14 protein-coding genes and 1 pseudogene are annotated in these 13,872 nt (G+C 73.1%); 7 read left to right on the forward strand and 8 right to left on the reverse strand.

Annotated features, from left to right (window positions below; all coding sequences use genetic code 11):
* Nucleotides 1–91: 91 nt before the first annotated feature.
* From ACFWN1_RS09810 to ACFWN1_RS09840, 7 genes are all read right to left on the reverse strand, one after another.
* Nucleotides 92–1,093, reverse strand: coding sequence for an MIP/aquaporin family protein (locus tag ACFWN1_RS09810; protein ID WP_384359595.1), 1,002 nt, complete (start codon nt 1,091–1,093; stop codon nt 92–94).
* 110 nt (nt 1,094–1,203) lie between these two features.
* Nucleotides 1,204–1,569 carry a hypothetical protein gene (locus tag ACFWN1_RS09815; protein ID WP_384359596.1) on the reverse strand — a complete coding sequence of 122 codons (366 nt, stop codon included), beginning with the start codon at nt 1,567–1,569 and terminating at the stop codon, nt 1,204–1,206.
* Nucleotides 1,570–1,701: 132 nt separating this feature from the next.
* On the reverse strand, nt 1,702–2,733 hold the full coding sequence (locus ACFWN1_RS09820) for an FG-GAP repeat domain-containing protein (RefSeq protein WP_384359597.1): 1,032 nt from the start codon (nt 2,731–2,733) through the stop codon (nt 1,702–1,704).
* A 287-nt stretch (nt 2,734–3,020) separates the two neighbouring features.
* Nucleotides 3,021–3,623: a poly-gamma-glutamate hydrolase family protein gene (locus ACFWN1_RS09825; RefSeq protein ID WP_384359598.1), complete on the reverse strand. Its 603-nt coding sequence runs from the start codon at nt 3,621–3,623 to the stop codon at nt 3,021–3,023.
* Between the two features lie 6 nt (nt 3,624–3,629).
* Nucleotides 3,630–5,333, reverse strand: a complete 1,704-nt coding sequence (locus tag ACFWN1_RS09830; protein WP_384359599.1) for a copper resistance protein CopC — start codon at nt 5,331–5,333, stop codon at nt 3,630–3,632.
* An 85-nt stretch (nt 5,334–5,418) separates the two neighbouring features.
* Nucleotides 5,419–6,027, reverse strand: coding sequence for a GNAT family N-acetyltransferase (locus tag ACFWN1_RS09835; protein ID WP_384359600.1), 609 nt, complete (start codon nt 6,025–6,027; stop codon nt 5,419–5,421).
* On the reverse strand, nt 6,020–8,167 hold the full coding sequence (locus tag ACFWN1_RS09840) for a penicillin acylase family protein (RefSeq protein WP_384359601.1): 2,148 nt from the start codon (nt 8,165–8,167) through the stop codon (nt 6,020–6,022). The genes ACFWN1_RS09835 and ACFWN1_RS09840 overlap by 8 nt, the downstream gene beginning before the upstream one ends.
* Nucleotides 8,168–8,250: 83 nt before the next feature.
* Between ACFWN1_RS09840 and ACFWN1_RS09845 the strand changes: the two genes are divergently transcribed.
* The 5 genes and pseudogenes from ACFWN1_RS09845 (at nt 8,251) to ACFWN1_RS09865 (ending at nt 11,009) form a co-directional block, all read left to right on the forward strand.
* Complete coding sequence (locus ACFWN1_RS09845; RefSeq protein ID WP_384359602.1) at nt 8,251–8,973, forward strand: siderophore-interacting protein; 723 nt, start codon at nt 8,251–8,253, stop codon at nt 8,971–8,973.
* A gap of 24 nt (nt 8,974–8,997) precedes the next feature.
* Nucleotides 8,998–9,597 (forward strand): annotated as a pseudogene (locus ACFWN1_RS09850) (HhH-GPD-type base excision DNA repair protein).
* A gap of 56 nt (nt 9,598–9,653) precedes the next feature.
* Complete coding sequence (locus ACFWN1_RS09855; protein ID WP_384359603.1) at nt 9,654–10,379, forward strand: HdeD family acid-resistance protein; 726 nt, start codon at nt 9,654–9,656, stop codon at nt 10,377–10,379.
* A gap of 129 nt (nt 10,380–10,508) precedes the next feature.
* Nucleotides 10,509–10,832 (forward strand): hypothetical protein, encoded by a 324-nt coding sequence (locus tag ACFWN1_RS09860; protein WP_384359604.1) that lies wholly within the window; start codon nt 10,509–10,511, stop codon nt 10,830–10,832.
* Between the two features lie 54 nt (nt 10,833–10,886).
* Nucleotides 10,887–11,009 (forward strand): hypothetical protein, encoded by a 123-nt coding sequence (locus tag ACFWN1_RS09865; RefSeq protein WP_384359605.1) that lies wholly within the window; start codon nt 10,887–10,889, stop codon nt 11,007–11,009.
* Between the two features lie 29 nt (nt 11,010–11,038).
* On the opposite strand, the gene ACFWN1_RS09870 is transcribed toward ACFWN1_RS09865, so the two are convergent.
* Nucleotides 11,039–12,622, reverse strand: a complete 1,584-nt coding sequence (locus ACFWN1_RS09870; RefSeq protein ID WP_384359606.1) for a helicase HerA-like domain-containing protein — start codon at nt 12,620–12,622, stop codon at nt 11,039–11,041.
* A 130-nt stretch (nt 12,623–12,752) separates the two neighbouring features.
* Between ACFWN1_RS09870 and ACFWN1_RS09875 the strand changes: the two genes are divergently transcribed.
* Both ACFWN1_RS09875 and ACFWN1_RS09880 read left to right on the forward strand, forming a co-directional pair.
* Nucleotides 12,753–13,049: a type II toxin-antitoxin system VapB family antitoxin gene (locus ACFWN1_RS09875; RefSeq protein WP_003986294.1), complete on the forward strand. Its 297-nt coding sequence runs from the start codon at nt 12,753–12,755 to the stop codon at nt 13,047–13,049.
* A gap of 133 nt (nt 13,050–13,182) precedes the next feature.
* Nucleotides 13,183–13,824, forward strand: coding sequence for a LytR C-terminal domain-containing protein (locus ACFWN1_RS09880; protein WP_384359607.1), 642 nt, complete (start codon nt 13,183–13,185; stop codon nt 13,822–13,824).
* Nucleotides 13,825–13,872: the final 48 nt, after the last annotated feature.

Here is a 13,872-nt window from a genome sequence, read left to right on the forward strand (position 1 = left end):
GCATCTGACGAACAATCTGAATCACGGGGCTGTGTCGTGGCCACAGCCAGAGCCTCCCATCACCCCATGATCCAGATCTAGCCCTGTAGTACTAGTACTCGTCCTCGTCCGGCCCCTTCTTCCCGCCGCCCCGGCCGGTCTCGTCGCCCCGGTCGATCGTCCGGGTCGGCCGGGTGCGGCCGGGCTCGGGAAGTTCACCCAGGTGGCTGCGGAGGTAGAGGACGTCGCCGACGAACAGGTCGTAGAGGAAGATGCCGACCAGGCCCCCGATCAGCGGGCCGACGATGGGAATCCACCAGTAGCCGCTGAACTGGCCCGGCACGCTGCCCGGGAAGGCGAGGCTCCCCCAGCCCGCCACCCAGGTGAACAGCCGGGGGCCGAAGTCACGGGCGGGGTTGATGGCGTAGCCCGCGTTCGCGCCGTAGGACATGCCGATCGCGGCGACCGCGAAGCCCACCATCAGCGGGGCCAGGTTCGCCTTCACCGCCTGGTTGCGCAGGTCCAGGATGGCGACCACGAACATCACCAGGAAGCCCGCGCCCACGATCTGGTCGATCAGCGGACCCCAGATGCCCCCGTGGAAGTACGGCGCGGGGAAGGTGGCGAAGATGGAGAACGAGGCCACGGTGTGGCCGTTGGTCTTGGGCCCCGACACCGCGGTGTCGTAGGCGTCGATCGCGTTGTGGTAGACGAGGTACACCAGCGCCGCCCCCGCGAACGCGCCCGCGACCTGGGCGAACCAGTACGGCAGCACCTTCAGCCAGGAGAAGCCCCGGCGGACGGCCATCGCGAGGGTGACCGCGGGGTTGAGGTGGGCGCCGCTGACCCCGCCGGCCACGTACACACCGAAGGTCACGGCCAGTGCCCAGCCCCAGGCGACCAGCAGCCAGTCACCGGCGGCGAGGAAGATCGTCGTGGTGGTGGCGGCGCGGCCCGAGCCCGGCAGCGCGGCGACCGCCATGGCGACCACACCGCAGCCGAACGAGATGAGGACGAAGGTCCCGATGAACTCCGCCATCAGCTCGCCCGCCAGACCGCCCCGGTGCCGGAGCCGGGCCGGCTTGATGAGCGGGGGAATATCGACAGCAGCCATTGAGGCCCCCTAGCGGAGAGGCAGTTAGGGCAAACATCCTCATGTTCACCCAGTCCGCTCCGTCCCGCAGGGCGGGAAACCCGTATGGCCTAAGGGCGGCCTAAGGGGCGTCAGGGCCGGGCGAGGCGTGCCGTCTGTGCCGCCGTCACCGTACGCACCATCAGGGCCCCCGCCACGGCCGCACCCGCCAGGGCCACGTCGGCGGCCGGCAGCGGCCGGATCCCGGAGTGGGCACGGGCGCTCGTGAACTCGCCGCTGCGCCGCGCACGTGCCGCGTCCACCGCAAGCCCCGCCGACAGGCCCGAGCACTGGGAAGGCGACTGATCATCGGCAAGGACGGCGAGTCCGCCGTCGGCCCGCTGGTCGAACGGTCCACCCGCCACGTGCTGCTCCCGCACCTGCCCGGCGACCATGGAGCCGAGGCCGCCCTTGGTGCCCTGACAGCCGCCGTCCAGACCCTGCCCGAAATACCTCAAGCGTCCGCGCCGGCGAAGGCGCTTGCCGCGGGGTGCCCCCGGCACGGGGGGGGGCGCCCCGCACTCCGTGTGGCGCGGCATCGCGGTCGTTCTCGGCGGGGGTGCGGGCCCGGAGGTTGCTGTTCCGGGCTGTCAGTACAGCGCCTTGTAGACGCCCCAGCCGGTGCCGATCTTCACGCGGGCGCCGAAACCGCCCTTGCCGCTGCCCGCCCAGCGGTACAGGTTGCCCGCGGTGTCGCGCGCGAGGAGGTCGTTGTGGCCGTCCTCGGTCAGGTCGCCGACACCGACGAGGGCGTTGTAGGCGTCGAAGCCCGAGGCGATCTTCACGGGTGCCCCGAAGCCGCCCTTTCCGTTGCCGAACCAGCGATGGAGTTTCCCGGCCCTGTCGCGGCCGAGAAGGTCTCCCGTTCTGTCGCCGTTGAGGTCGCCCACGCCGACCAGCGCCGCATAGCCGGACAGCCCGGTGGCGACGCGCACCCGGGCCTTGAACGTGCCCCTGCCGGTGCCGGCGTAGAACCACAGGGCTCCGGACCGGTCACGGGCGAGCAGGTCGGACCGGCCGTCACGGTCGAGGTCCCCGGACGACGTGAGCACGTCGTACGTGTTCCAGCCCTTGCCGATGACGGTGGACTTGTTGGACCCCGGGGCGAAGTACACCTGCCCGAAGCCCCAGTACGCGCGCAGTTCGCCGGTGGACGTGCGGACCAGCATGTCCGCGAACCCGTCGCCGTTGAGGTCGCCGGCCGGCACGAGGGTGGAGGAGGCCGGCCAGTACGCGGTTCGGCCGCGGTTGTAGAAGTACCCCTTGGGATGCCCCTCCCACGAGTTGGGATGCCCCTCCCACGAGTCGGTCCCGCCGTCCTTCCGGACCGCCACCATGTCCGGGAACCCGTCACAGTCGTAGACGTGGGTCGGCAGGGCGCCGCACAGCACGTCCAGGCCGCCGCTTCCCGTCGGCACCGCCACGGTCGAGCCGTTGAACCTCGCGGTCAGATGCCAGGTGTAGCGGCCGCTCCGGGCAAGAGCACCGTTGGACTCCCGTCCGTTCCACGAGGCCGGGATGTCGTCGAAACCGCGTTCGGCGCCACCGCGCACCACAGCCACCCGGCGCCCGGTCGCCCTCTGGACGATGCCGAGTTCCCAGGAGTCCACGGGACGGCTCACCCGGCCCCTTGTGCCGTAGACGCTAGCCGATCAAGGAAGTCCCGGTCCGGCCCGCCCGGATCACGATCGGGCAACCCGACGCGGCCCCACCGGGGCGGACAGGGAGCGACCGTGCGAAGACGCGGCCGGAGCCCGACCGCGTACTCCAGGAAGGGCCTCACCGTACGGGTGGATCTCGGCCCCGATGCGGCCGGCCACCTGCTCGACGGAGATCCTGGTCGGCCGCCCGGTCCGCGTCCCGGTTCCGCCTCTCCTGAACTTCGGTACGGCTCAGGCCTCCCTCGTCATCAATGGCTGGGGAAGCCGCCACCCCCCTCCAGCAGCACCCGCACCCCCGCCACGATCCCCTCCACCACCTCCGTCGGCGGGATCTCCGGGTTCGTCGGTCTCGGGTGGGTCGTGCGGGCCAGGATCGGGAGTTCGAGTTGGGCGCCGCCGTCGCGGGTCTGGTTGACCGGGTTGTCCGGGTGGAGGCCGCGTAGGGGTCGAGGGATGTCGGCCAGGGTGGTGATCGGTTCGAAGGCCGGGGCCCGGTGGGAGAGCGCGGTGGCGAGGATTCGGGCCGCGGGGCGGTTGCTGCCGCCCGCGTAGATCGTGCGGGGGGCCGTCCGGCGGCTGTGGCCGTGGAGGGAGATCGTGAGGGTGGCGTGGGAGAGGAAGGTGGTCAGGGGGGTGCAGGGGGGCATGCGGGTGGACGGGATGTGGGTCGGGGGGCCCTCCGGCTGGGTGAAGGTGAGGAGGGTGGCTCCGGTGCGGGTCGCCACCTCGCTCGCCAGTTCCGCAGTGCCGCCCTCCACGCCGCCGTGCAGGGCCAGCAGGCCGACGGGGCCTGCCAGGCGCAGGGTGGTCAGGAAGGTCGCGTCCTCGATCGTCACTCGTTCCGTGTGCATCAGCCCTCAGCGTGCCACCCGTAGCGTGCGGGTGACCGTCACCTGGTCCAGGTCGGAGATCCGTATCGTCACCTTCATGGTCCAGGTGCCGGGGATCGGGAGGTTGAAGGAGTTCGTGGCCCAGTAGCCGCCCCGGTCGGCGACCCCGGTGTCCAGGGGGCCCAGACGCTGGGCCGGGAGGGTCATGGTGACGCGGAGTTCGGGGACGGCCGCCAGGGCTCCGTTCGCGCCGTAGACCACCGCCTGGACGGAGTTGGAGCCCACCCGGCCGGGGTCGAAGGTGATCTGGACCTTGCCGCGGCCGGCCTTGCCCACCGTGAACGGGACCGTCGTGACCGAGGCCGCCGGGATGCCCGTCTCCGCCGTGGCCGCCTCCTCGGCAGCCCGGCCCGGCAGCGTGCTGGTCAGCAGGGTCGTCAGGACCAGGACCAGCACCCCCACGGCCGCCTCCGCCAGTACCGTGCGGCGCAGCCGGCGGACGGGGAGCGCGGGGTCGTCCGAGGGGGCGACGGGAGGCTCCGGGGGGCCTCCGGCCGGCTGCGGGACCTTCACCGGCGCGGCCGACAACCGGGCCGTCCAGCGGCGCGACAACGCCGCCGCCGCCAGCAGCACCACCACCGCCGCCAGCTTCGCCAGCAGCACGCGGCCGTACGTGCTGTCCGTGAGGGCCTGCCAGGTGCCGAGCCCGCGCCAGGACTGGTACACGCCCGTCACGACCAGGACGATCACCGAGGTCAGGGCGAGGCGGGAGAAACGGGTCACCACCCGCGGCGGGACGGCCGGCGCCCGCAGGGTGAGGAGCAGGGCCGCCAGGCCGCCCAGCCAGGCCGCCGTCGCCAGGAGGTGGAGCGTGGTGGAGGCGATGGCGAGGGGGACCTGGATGCCGGCCGAGGCGTGTTCGGCCGCCGACCAGGTGAGGGCCAGGGCCACGGCCAGGGTCGCGCCCGCCGTCAGGGCGGCGGGACGCGGTACGGGCCGGCGGCGCAGCCACAGCGCGCCGGCCACCGCCAGCAGCAGCAACGCCAGCCGGCCGAGGAGGAGTTCACCGGGACGCGTGGTCAGGGTGCGGCTCAGCGAGGTGAACGCCGGTGCGGTGCCCTCCTCGTACGGTCCCCGCAGCACGAGCAGGGCCAGCGTGGAACCGAGCAGGGTGGCGGTGCCGGCGACGAACAGCGGGCGCAGGAGGTCACGTCGAGGCGGACGGCAGTACGCGACGAACGTGGCCGCCCCCAGCAGCAGCGCCACCGCCAGATACGCCAGGTACCGGGCGATGTTGTAGAGGCTGGTGGTGGTGCCGTTCTCCGCCGTGCCGGGAGCCGTCGCCGTCGTCACCGAGCGCTCGCCCACCGAGAAGGTGAGCGCGCCGGACACCGGGTGGCTGTCGGCGGACACCACGCGCCACGCCACCACGTACGTGCCCTTGGCCATCCGCGCCGGCAGGGGCACGCGGATCGTGTCCGCCCGGCCGGGGGCGTGGTCGGCCTGGCCCGTGCGGAGGCGGTGGTTGTCGGGGTCGTAGATCCGGAACGAGTCGGTGAGCAGGCCCACCGACTCGGTGTACGTCAGGGTCAGCGCGCGCGGGGCGCGCTGGAGGATCGTTCCGTCCGCCGGGTCGGTGGCGCGCAGGGCCGCGTGCGCGGAGGCGGGGGAGGCGGTGCCGAGCAGGAGCAGGAGCAGGCCCGCGACCGCCGGCAGCACGCGCCTCAGCATTCGTTCACGGTCGCGCACTCGCCCCTGCCTCCGTCGTCCGTCCCCGCCCTGTCCCCCGCCTGTACGGATGTTCGCGGCGGAGCGCTCAAACGGTACCGGTGGCCTCCGGGAACACGGTCTCGCGGGTGAGGAAGGCGAGACGGGCGCGCTTCTGTGGCAGGTACACGTCCGGCAGGTCGATCTCGGGGAGGACGACCTCGGGGCCGGCGCTGAAGCCCTGGCGTTCGAAGCGGGTGATCGCCCTGGTGTTGCGTACGTCCGGGTCGACCACGACGCGGTGGCGGTCCAGCACGCGCAGGACGAAGTCCGCGACCACGGTCAGCAGGGCCGAGGTCCACCCGGGGCGGTGGGCGCCGGGGCCGGCGGGAGCGAGGAGCAGGTGGACGCCTATGTCTCCCGGGCGGACCTCGTAGCACTCGCCCACCCGGTCGGCGGCGGGGTCGTAGGTCTGGAGGAGGGCCGCCGGTTCGCCGTCCTTGGTGACGAGGTGGGCGTGGTGGGTGTCGAGGGTGGCCATGTGGGCGTAGATCCGCGCCACTTGGGCCTCGGTGAGGTCCGTCATGCCCCAGAAGGCGGCTCTTTCCTGGGTGACCCAGGTGTGGATCACCCGGGCGTCCGTCCCGGGGTCCAGGGGGCGGATGGCGACGTTGCCGTAGCCGGGGACGCGCTGTTCGTGGCGGGCGGTGTCAGGCATGTGGTTCCTCGGGGGTGTCGGTCTCGGTGTGTTCGAGGGTGAGCCGGGTCCAGTCGGTGACCACCCGGGCCAGATCTCCCGTGAGCCACAGGGGGAGTTGGTCACGGTGGTGGGGGCTGCCGGGTACGCCGTCGGCGCCGGAGGGGACGATCCAGCGGCTGTTCTCACGGTCGGCCAGGTCCCAGACGTAGCGGGCGGCGGGACCTCGGGCGGCGAGGTCGGTGATGCCGGGGACGGCAGTGGTGCAGTTGACGCAGTCGTGGTCGCCGGCCAAGCCCGGTTCCGGGATGGGGCCTTCGGGGAGAGCACGCCAGGGGGCCAGCCGGTGCGTGTCGGACCAGGGACCGGCGGGTGGTGCGGCCGCGGTCTCCTCCAGGGCCGCGCGTACGGTCCCGTGGCGGTCGATCCCGTACAACTCCTCCGCCTTCAGCAGGTGTTCGAGGGCGAAGCCGATGCGGGCCGGGAGGGACATCCAGGGCAGGAGGACCTCGGGGTAGGCGGGGGGTTCGGTGAGGGGGGCGAAGGCGGGGTGGGCGGCGAGGCGGCGGACGACAGCGGTGCGGAGGGCCGCGTACGCCGCCGCCTCGGTGCTGTCGGCGTCCATGTGGCGGTTCCAGGACAGCAGGCGCTCGCGGAGGCGGGTCGCTTCCGGGGTGAGGGTGCCGAGGCCGGCGAGGTGGTCCAGGAGGGGGGCGGCCGAGGCCAGGTGGGTGTCGGTGTGGAGGGCGGGGAGTTCGGTGGCGGACCAGGCGGGGCGCCGCTGGAGGAGGGCGCGGATGCGGGTGGCGCGGTGGGGTGGGGCGAACTCGACGCCGAGGGGGGAAGCGGGGCCGCGCTGGTTCGCCATCACGGCCATGCCGTCGTCCACGGTGGCGTACGGGGGTGTGTGCCAGCCCCGCCACTCGTGGCCCTTCTCCCAGGCGGGGACGAGGCGGAGGCTGTTGGTACGGGCGCGGACGGGGACGCGGCCGGCGACCCTGTGGAGTACCGCGCCCGTGGTGTCGGCGGCCTGGACGACGTTGACGGGCTCGGTCCAGGCGTCCAGGGCGGTGTCGATGTCGGCGACGGTGCGGGCCCTGAGGAGGGGGAGGAGGGCGCTGAAGCCGAGGTCTTCGGTCACGCGGGGCGGGTAGCGCAGGGCGAGGGCCGTGGCGGGGGTCTCCCCGGCTTCCCGCGTCCGGGCCGGGGCGGCCCCCGCTCCTTCCAGACCTCCCAGCCCCTCCGGGCCCCCCGCGATCACCGGCCCCCGCTCCGTCTCGATGACCTCGGCCTCCACCGCCGCCTCCCCCGCGACCTCGACCACCTCCACATGCCGGGCGGCCCGCGCCCAGACCCCCTCCGGGGACAGTGCCTCCACCCCCGCGCCCGTGCGGCGGAGGTGTTCTCGGTAGAGGTCCTGGTAGTCGGCCATGGCGTTGGTGACGGCCCAGGCGGCGGTGCCGGTGTGGGCGAAGTGGGCGATGCCGGGGACGCCGGGGACGGCGAGGCCGACGACGTCGAACTCGGGGCAGGAGAGGCGGACCTGCTGGTAGACCCCGGGCTCCTCCAGGAAGCGGTGCGGGTCGCCGGCGATCAGCGGCAGCCCGCTGGTGGTGCGGGCGCCGGCGAGGAGCCAGCCGTTGCTTCCGGCGGTGCCGGGCCCGTCCGTGGCGAACAGCCCGACCGCGTCCGGGCCCAGGTGCCGTACCGCCTCCTCGCGCCACAGCTTGGCCGGGAACCCGGCGAACAGGATGTGGGTGCCGAGCCAGACGCCGAGCGGGGTCCACGGCTCCCAGCGGCCGGCGGCGAGTCCCACCCGCGCGAACTCGGGGGTGCGCGCGGCCCCTTCGGGCAGCCCCGCGTTGACGCCGTCGACGTAGGCGCGGACCCAGTCCGCCGTCTCCGGGTCCCGTCTCTCCAGTGCGGCAAAGCAGCGTCTGGCGGTGTCGTCGAGGCGGGCGCGGCGGGCGAAGACGTCCCAGGGCAGGGCGGAGGCGCCGAGGAAGGACGCCGAGGTGCCCTGGGCGCGGTGGCGCTCGACCTCCAGTTGCCAGGCGCGGTCGAGGGCGGTCACCCTGCCCTGGGCGCGGGCGAGTTCACGGGCACTGGCGGCGCGCACGTGGGGGATGCCCCAGGCGTCGCGGTAGGTCTCGGTGGTCACCCTGGAGGACCCTTCCCTTTTAGGTTAGCCTTGCCTAACTTCACAGCCAAGTGGAGGAATCGTACGCGAGGGGCGGAGAGACGATGGGTCAGGGTCGGGGCTGGGAGGGCGCGGTACTCAGGCTGATGCGCGCGAAGGACTTCACGTTCACGGTGACCGGCGCCGAGGACGTCACGCCGCACTACCGGCGGCTGCGGATGACCGACGGCGGGCTGCTCGCCGCGACCGGGGTGCACCCCACCATGTGGGTCCGGCTGTGGTTCTCCGACGGCGGCCGCCCCCACCAGCGCGCCTACACCCTGGTCGACCCCGACCCGGAGACCGGCACCCTCACCCTGGAGTTCGCCCTGCACGAGGGCCGCGCCTCCGACTGGGCCCGCGCGGCCGAGGAGGGCGACACCGTCGAGGCGACCGTGCGGGGCACCGGCTTCCAGCGCCCCGAGCCCGACCCCTCGCACGTCCTGGTGGTCGGTGACACCGCCTCGCTGCCCGCGATCAACTCCCTGCTGGGGGAGTTGGGTTCGGCACCGGCGACCGTCTGGTTCGAGGGCGCCCTGGACGGACTTCCGTCCGGCGCCGACCCGGAGCGGCACGAGATCCGCGAGGTACCGCGCCAGGAGGCCGGCCGGCATCTGGTCGAGCGGGTCCGCGCCGAGCTGCCGGAGATCCTGTCCGGCACCGAGCACCCGTACGTGTGGATCGCCTGCGACACCGCGACGACCCGCGCGCTCGGCTCGTACGTCCGCAAGGAGCTGAACGTGCCCAGGCAGCGTGTGCACGCGCTGGGGTACTGGCGGGCGGAGTGACTCCGCACGCGGGATCATGGACGTATGGACGTCACCCTGCACCTCGCCCAGGACGCCGACGCCGACGCGCTGCTCGGCCGCAGCCCGCTCGCCGCGCTCACCGGGATGCTGCTGGACCAGCAGATCCCGATGGAGTGGGCGTTCAAGGGCCCGGAGACGATCGCACGCCGGATGGGCGCCGACGACCTGGACGCACACGACATCGCGGCCCGCGACCCGGAGGAGTTCGCGGCCCTGCTCTCCGAGAAGCCGGCCGTGCACCGCTACCCGGGGTCGATGGCGAAGCGGGTGCAGGCGCTGTGCCAGTACCTGGTCGAGACCTACGACGGTGACGCCTAGGCGGTGTGGCGGGACGCGGGCAGCGGGCCCGAGCTGCTGAAGCGGCTGGAGGCGCTGCCCGGGTTCGGCAGGCAGAAGGCGCAGATCTTCCTCGCCCTGCTCGGCAAGCAGCTCGGGGTGACGCCCGAGGGGTGGCGGGAGGCGGCCGGGGCGTACGGCGAGGCGGAGTCGTACCGCTCCGTCGCCGACATCACCGGGCCGGAGTCGCTGAGCAGGGTACGGGCGCACAAGCAGGAGACGAAGGCGGCGGCCAAGGCCGCCAAGGCCCGGCCGAAGCAGGGATAGCACCGGCCGGGTGCCTCCGAGTGGCGGAATGTCCCCGTCCGGTCCAAGCATGGAACATGACCGACCATCCCATCAGCGGCCCCGCACAGGGCAGCCCGTACGACCCGAATCCCGGCGCGGGCCAGGTCCCGCCCGGTACCCCTCCCGGCCCCGGCCCCGGCGCGGTCCGGACGGACAAGGACCGTGACCGCGCGGAACACCACGACCCCGAGGAGCAGTTCGAAGGTCCGCTGCACATGCTGTCCCAGGCGGCCTGGCAGGTGGTCCTGCTCACCGGCGTCGCCTCGCTCATCCTGGGCATCCTGGTGCTCGTCTGGCCGGACGCCACGCTGGTCGCGGTAGGCGTGCTGTTCGGCCTCTACCTCCTGGTCAGCGGCGTCTTCCAACTGGTCTCCGCGTTCGGCACGCACAAGAGGACCTCGCTGCGGGTGCTGGCCTTCGTCAGCGGCGGGCTGTCCATCCTGCTGGGCCTGCTCTGCTTCCGGGGACCGATGCAGTCGATCCTGCTGCTGGCCCTGTGGATCGGCATCGGCTGGCTGATCCGGGGCGTCACCCAGACCATGGCCGCCATCTCCGACAAGGGCATGCCCGCCCGCGGCTGGCACGTCTTCCTCGGCATCGTCACCTTCGTCGCCGGCATCGTCCTGATCGACTCCCCCTTCGAGTCGGTGGCCGTGCTGACCCTGGTCGGCGGCTGGTGGCTGATCGTCGTCGGCATCGTCGAGATCATCACCGGCATCCGGATCAAGGGCCGGGCCAAGGACATCCCGCGGACGGTCTGACCCCTCCTCACCCCCTCCTCACTCCCGGCTCCCCGCCGTCCGTCAACCTCCCGCCGCCGTCGTACGCCGAGCGAGCGGATCTGGGCGGCCGGAGGCGGAGCGGGGGGCGGCGGTGGGGAGATGACCTGGGTGAGCACCGCACGTCCTCGCGCCTCGCGCGTCCGGCTCTGGTTCCGGGCGCTCGTGCTGCTGCTCGCGCTGTCCGTGCCCGGCGGCCAGGTGGCGGTGGCCGGGGCGGACCCGGGGCCGGGGGCGGTCCAGGAGTGCGAGCACGACGTGCCCGCCACCGCGGCCCCGCCAGGCACCCGTGCCCGGCACCGCGCCGACACCCTCGACCGCACCGCTCCCCCGCCCGGCCCCGCGCCCGGCCGGCCCGGTGCGGCAGCGGACCCCGACCGGACGCGGCCCCCGCACACCGCACCCCTGCTGCGCACGGTCGTCCTGCGCTGCTGACGGAGCCGAGCAGTCGGCACCGCTCTGTCAGCACGACACAGGAGGACCACACCCATGCCCACCGACCCTTACGCGGTCCTGCGCGCCCTGCTGCGCGCCGAGGCCAGGCGCAACGCACCGCACCGGCCGGACAGTGAAGCGGCCCGGCAGCGGCCGCCGAAGGAGAAGCGCCGCTGAGCGCACCGGCGGGGGCGGGCTGCCCCGGGCTACCTCCCCCGCCGGGCCGTGCCGAACAGGGAACGGGTGATCTCCCGGCCCAGCTGGGTGCCGACCGAGCGGGCCAGCGACCTGAACACACCGCTGCCGACGACCTGTTCCACGAGCGAGGGGTCTTCGGCCGGAGCCTTCTCCCGCTCGGCCCTCGGTGCCTCCCGGGGAGTCTTCGGGGCCCCGGCGGGGGGCTGCGCCGCCGCCAGCCTCTCGTACGCCGACTCGCGGTCCACAGCCTGTGCATAACGTTCGTGGAGCGGGGACTCCCGTACCGCGCGGTCCAGCTCCGCCGCGTCCACCGGGCCCATCAGGGACTGCGGGGCGCGCAGCCGGGTGGCGGCGACCGGGGTCGGGGCGCCGTTCTCGCTCAGCACGGTGATCACCGCCTCGCCGGTGCCGAGCCCGGTGAGGAGTCCGTCCAGTTCGTACGGGGAGTCGGGGAAGGTCTTCACGGTCGCCCGCAGCGCCTTCCGGTCGTCCGGGGTGAAGGCGCGCAGGGCGTGCTGGACGCGGTTGCCGAGCTGCCCGAGGACGTCGGAGGGGACGTCCTTCGGGGTCTGGGTGACGAAGAAGACGCCGACGCCCTTGGACCGGATCAGCCGCACGGTCCGGGTGATGGCGTCCAGGAACGCGTCCGAGGCGTCGTGGAAGAGCAGATGCGCCTCGTCGAAGAAGAACACCAGCTTCGGCTTCTCCAGGTCCCCGGCCTCGGGCAGGTCGTGGAAGAGGTCGGCCAGCAGCCACATCAGGAAGGTGGAGAAGAGGGCCGGTCTGTCCTGCACGGCGGCCAGTTCCAGGACGGAGACGAGACCGCGCCCGTCCGGCGCCGTCCGCAGCAGCTCGGCGGTGTCGAACTCGGGCTCGCCGAAGAAGTCCGCCATGCCCTGCGCCTCGAACGCGGTCAGCGAACGCAGGATCACCCCGGCCGTGGCGGTGGACAGGCCACCGATGCCCTTGAGTTCGGGCCTGCCCTCGTCGGAGGTGAGGAAGGCGACCACCGCACGGAGGTCCTTGAGGTCGATCAGCTCCAGGCCCTTGGTGTCGGCGTAGTGGAAGATCAGGCCGAGGGACTGCTCCTGAGTGCGGTTCAGGCCCAGCACCTTGGACAGCAGCACCGGCCCGAAGCTGGTCACCGTGGCCCGCACCGGGATGCCGTGGCCGATCCCGCCGAGCGCCAGGAACTCCGCCGGGAAGCCCTCGGCCGACCAGCTCTGCCCGGTCTCCGCCGCCCGGGTACCCACCCGCTCGCCGCCCTCGCCCGGCCGGGCGATGCCGGAGAGGTCGCCCTTGACGTCCGCGAGGAACACCGGGACGCCCCGCGCGGAGAGTTGCTCGGCGATCAGCTGGAGCGTCTTGGTCTTGCCGGTGCCGGTGGCGCCCGCGACCAGCCCGTGCCGGTTCAGCATCGGCAGCGGCACCCGCACCTGGGCGTCCGGCCGGCACACCCCGTCCCACAGCAGGGCGCCGAGGTCCAGCGCGGGGCCGGTGAAGGCGTAGCCGGCCGCGATCTCACGGGCCGGGGCGGGCAGTTGTGCCGGGCCGGAGCCGTCCGGGGCGGGCGTGGTCGCGCTGTCGCTCATCTCAAGGCCCCTCGTCCCGGTGACCACCACTGCCGGTAGTCGCCGTAATGCCCGTTTTGCCGTGTCTTTTCAGCGTCGCACTCCGCCGCCATGGCTGCGCCCGGAACGTCTGGGCCGGTAGGCTTTCCGTGTGATCTTCAAGCGCATCGGAAACGGCCGGCCGTACCCCGACCACGGCCGGGAGAGCACCCGGCAGTGGGCGGACGTCGCGCCGCGCCCGGTCCGCCTCGATCAGCTCGTGACCACCAAGCAGCAGCTCGACCTGGAGACGCTGCTCGCGGAGGACTCCACGTTCTACGGCGACCTCTTCGCCCATGTCGTGAAGTGGCAGGGCGACCTCTATCTGGAGGACGGGCTGCACCGCGCGGTCCGCGCCGCGCTCCAGCAGCGCCAGGTGCTGCACGCCCGCGTCCTGGAACTGGGCTGACAGGCCCCTCCCGGCGGTCACGGCAAGCCCGACTGCCCCGTACGGCCCACCGGTTACCCCTTTCGGGTCCGGCTACGCCGGATGGACTGATCATCTGATAGGCATCACGGCCTCGGCGCACTACGCTGCGCTCATGAGCATGCTGACTCCCCCCGGCATGGGCGGCAAATACCGGATCACAGGGGACACCCACCCTCGGATGCGCCCGCCCAGGCGACGCGGCAGGCTCGCCGCCGCCGTCGTGGCCTCCGTGGCCGCGCTGGGCGTCGCCGGCTGGGGCACGCTGCAGCTCATCGACGTCTTCACCGGCGGCGACGGCTCGGTGTCCGGCCACGCGGCGGACTGCCGTACCAAGGTCGCCAAGGCGGCACCGGTCAGGGCCCTGCCCAAGCCCGGCACCATCACCGTGAACGTCTACAACGCCACCACGCGCTCCGGGCTCGCCAAGCAGACGGCGGACGAGCTGAAGAAGCGCGGCTTCAAGATCGGTGACGTGGGCAACGCGGACAAGCAGTTCGACAAGAAGGTCAAGGGGACCGGGATGCTCGTCGGTCCCGCCACCGCCCTCGACACCACGCTGCCGGTGCTGAGCACCCAGCTCACCGACGCCGAGCGCCGCACCGACGCCGCCCGCAAGGGCGCCGCCCTTGACCTGGTCATCGGGGACGCGTTCAAGAGCCTCACCCAGCGGCCCGCGGCCGACAGCGCGGTGACCAGGCTGACCGCGCCGGAGCAGGTGGCCGCGGTCACGACCACCAGGAAGAAGACCTGCTGAGGCAGCGGAGCAGGAGGGGGGCCGCCCAGCCGGGCGGCCCCCCTCTCT

This window comes from Streptomyces sp. NPDC058459 (genome assembly GCF_042721685.1).
In the GTDB taxonomy this organism is placed as follows: domain Bacteria; phylum Actinomycetota; class Actinomycetes; order Streptomycetales; family Streptomycetaceae; genus Streptomyces.